This window comes from Gemmobacter sp. (genome assembly GCF_016792925.1).
Classification (GTDB): Bacteria; Pseudomonadota; Alphaproteobacteria; order Rhodobacterales; family Rhodobacteraceae; genus Gemmobacter.
Genome location: NZ_JAEULU010000001.1, coordinates 1 through 3,390, shown reverse-complemented (window position 1 = coordinate 3,390; position 3,390 = coordinate 1). Strand labels below are relative to the sequence as shown.

The following is a 3,390-nucleotide window of genomic DNA, read 5'->3' as shown; positions in this document are numbered from 1 at the left end:
TCATGGGCACGATTGTCGTGGTCTGGACCACCATCACCATCGTCGTTCTGAAGGTCTTCGACATCGTGCGCGCCATGACCAATGGCCAGTGGGAAAGCCAGGTTCTGGCCAATTACATGTTCGACAAGCTGTTCACCGCCTCGGACTGGGGCGTGGGTTCGGCGGCGGCCATGGTCATCATGTTGCTGGTGACCCCCATTCTGGTCTGGAACGTCCATAACGCGCGCAAGGAAATGCGCTGAGGCGCGGGGAGGTTACACATGGATAACATTGCCGGTTCCAAACCCGCTTTGACCTGGGCCGTTCACATCTCGGCGGTGCTGCTGGTGGCGCTTTGGGTCTTTCCGACGCTGGGCCTTCTGGTCTCGTCCTTCCGCACCGGTGACCAGATCGCGGGCTCCGGATGGTGGCAGGCGCTGTCCACGCAGGAGGCACAACTGCCCGCCATCCGCCTGAAAGGCGAGGAAGTTCAGAAGGATGGCGTTTTCGTCATCGAAGGGCAGCTTCTGGATACGGCCGCCAAGGTCAGCCGCTGGGGCATCAATTCCAAAGACCCCGAGGCCTATGCGGCGGGCGAAACCGGCGCGCTGCCCTCGGGCGAGGCGATCACGGTGACCGAGACCGGGGCCTTCACGCTCAGCTCCACGCAAAGCATGGCCGATCTGCGCATGCCGCGCGTCTTTGTCAGCGCCGCGACCCCGCCGGAATTCACCCTGAACAACTATGACACCGTGCTGTTCAAGCCCGCGCCGGGGCAAAGCGTCGGCAAGGCCTTTTTGAATACGCTCACCGTTTCCATTCCGGCAACAATCATCCCGATCCTGATCGCCGCCTTCGCCGCCTATGCGCTGGCCTGGATGGAGTTTCCGGGCCGGGCGCTGCTGGTTGCCGCCGTGGTGGGCCTGCTGGTGGTGCCGCTGCAACTGGCGCTGATCCCGCTGTTGCAATTCCATAACAGCATCGGCATCGGCAAGGGTTATCTGGGGGTCTGGCTCGCCCATACCGGCTTTGGCCTGCCGCTGGCGATTTACCTGTTGCGCAACTATATGGCGGGCCTGCCGCGCGACATCATCGAGAATGCCAAGGTCGATGGCGCCACGGATTTCCAGATCTTCACCAAGATCATCCTGCCGCTCTCCTTCCCGGCGCTGGCCTCTTTTGCGATCTTCCAGTTCCTCTGGACCTGGAACGACCTGCTGGTCGCCATGGTTTTCCTCGGCACCACCGACAATGAAATGGTGCTGACCGGCACGCTCTTGAACCTCATGGGGTCGCGCGGCGGCGATTGGGAGATCCTGTCGGCCTCGGCCTTCATCTCGATCGCGGTGCCGCTGATCGTGTTCTTCGCAATGCAGAAATACCTCGTGCGCGGCCTGCTGGCCGGCTCGGTGAAGTGAGACGGAAATGACACTGCACAAAGACCCGGACTGGTGGCGCGGGGCCACGATCTATCAGATCTACCCGCGCAGCTTTCAGGACAGCAATGGCGACGGGGTGGGCGATCTGCCCGGCATCACCTCGCGGCTGGATCACATCGCGCGCCTCGGCGCCGATGCGATCTGGATCAGCCCGTTCTTCACCTCGCCGATGAAGGATTTCGGCTATGATGTCAGCGATTATTGCGACGTCGACCCGATGTTCGGCACCTTGGCGGATTTCGATGCGCTGGTGACGCGGGCGCATGATCTGGGCCTGCGGGTGATGATCGACCTCGTGCTGTCGCATACCTCCGACGTTCACCCCTGGTTCCGGGAAAGCCGGGCCGACAGAACCAATCCGAAGGCGGATTGGTATGTCTGGGCCGATCCGAAACCCGATGGCACGGCGCCCAACAACTGGCTGTCGATCTTCGGCGGCTCGGCCTGGGCCTGGGACGGGCGGCGGCGGCAATATTACCTGCACAACTTCCTCACCTCTCAGCCCGATCTGAACCTGCACAACCCCGATGTGCAGGAGGCCCTGCTGGAGGTGGAGCGGTTCTGGCTGAAGCGCGGCGTCGATGGCTTCCGGCTGGATACCATCAATTTCTACTTTGCCGACAAATACCTGCGTGACAATCCGGCCCTGCCGCCAGAGCTGCGCAATGACACGATCGCGCCCTCGGTGAACCCCTATAACCACCAGCTGCATCTGTTCGACAAGAACCAGCCCGAGAACCTGGCCTTCCTGCGCCGCTTCCGGGCCGAGCTGGAACCCTATGGCGCCGCTGCCGTGGGCGAGGTGGGCGATGCGCAGCGCGGGCTGGAGATCATGGCCGAATATACCTCGGGCGGCGACAAGGTGCAGATGTGCTACCCGTTCGAGATGCTGCAACCCAAACGCCTGACCGCCGCCGGGGTGGAGGAAACCTTCGCCCGCATGGAGGCCGCCGCGCCGGATGCCTGGCCGTGCTGGAGCTATTCCAACCACGACACCATGCGTCATATCACGCGCTGGAACCTGACGGATGAGGGCGCGAAAACCTATATGTCGATGCTGGTCTGCCTGCGCGGCTCGCTCTGCCTCTATCAGGGCGAGGAGCTGGGCCTGCCCGAGGCCGAGGTGGCCTTTGAGGAGCTGCAAGACCCCTATGGCATTGAATTCTGGCCCGAATTCAAGGGCCGTGACGGCGCGCGCACGCCGATGGTCTGGGAAGGCGGCAATGGGCAGGGCGGCTTCACCACCGCCAGCAAAAGCTGGCTGCCGGTGACGGCGCCGCATCTGGCGCGCTCGGTCGCGGGGCAGGGTGCCGACGAGGCCTCGATGCTGGCGCATTACCGCCGCGCGCTCGCCTTCCGCCGCGCCCATCCGGTGCTGCGCACGGGCGCCATGAACGACATCCGCGCCGAAGGCTCCGTGGCCCGGTTCCTGCGCGCGGGCGAGGAGACGATCTTTTGCGCCTTCAACCTCGGGGACGGGGCGCAAGAGATCACGCTGCCAGAGGGGAGCTGGCAGCAGATCGGGGCAGAGCTGGGAAGCCTGCCGCTGAACGGTAACAAGGTGACGCTGGATGCCTGGCAGATTTGCCTCGCCAAGCGGGTTTGAAGGGGGGACATCATGGCCAAGCTGAATCTGACCAATGTGGAAAAGGCCTATGGCGAGGTGAAGGTGTTGAAAGACATCAACCTCGACATCACCTCGGGCGAGCTGATCGTCTTTGTCGGGCCCTCGGGCTGCGGCAAATCCACGCTGCTGCGCATGATTGCGGGGCTGGAGAAAATCACCGGCGGTGATTTCACCATCGACGGCGTGCGGATGAACGAGGTGCCGCCCTCGGAACGGGGCATCGCGATGGTGTTCCAGTCTTATGCGCTCTATCCGCATATGACGGTGCGCGACAATATGAGCTTCGCGCTGAAACTGGCGAAAAAGCCGCAGGCCGAGATTGACGCCGCGGTGGAAAAAGCCGCG

The 3,390-nt window shown here is 63.1% G+C and carries 3 protein-coding genes and 1 pseudogene; all 4 read left to right on the top strand.

Annotated features, from left to right (window positions below):
- Positions 1-242, top strand: a pseudogene (locus JNN06_RS00020) (hypothetical protein); the annotation flags it as partial.
- A gap of 18 nt (positions 243-260) precedes the next feature.
- Positions 261-1,397, top strand: coding sequence for a carbohydrate ABC transporter permease (locus tag JNN06_RS00015; RefSeq protein ID WP_291237550.1), 1,137 nt, complete (start codon positions 261-263; stop codon positions 1,395-1,397).
- Positions 1,398-1,404: 7 nt separating this feature from the next.
- On the top strand, positions 1,405-3,024 hold the full coding sequence (locus JNN06_RS00010) for an alpha-glucosidase (protein ID WP_291237549.1): 1,620 nt from the start codon (positions 1,405-1,407) through the stop codon (positions 3,022-3,024).
- Between the two features lie 12 nt (positions 3,025-3,036).
- The coding region (locus tag JNN06_RS00005; RefSeq protein WP_291237548.1) for an ABC transporter ATP-binding protein at positions 3,037-3,390 on the top strand (354 nt) is incomplete at its 3' end.

Excerpts from the sequence above, each read along its gene's own strand:
- JNN06_RS00015 (WP_291237550.1), top strand. The coding sequence starts at position 261 with ATGGATAACATTGCCGGTTCCAAACCCGCTTTGACCTGGGCCGTTCAC.
- JNN06_RS00010 (WP_291237549.1), top strand. The coding sequence starts at position 1,405 with ATGACACTGCACAAAGACCCGGACTGGTGGCGCGGGGCCACGATCTAT.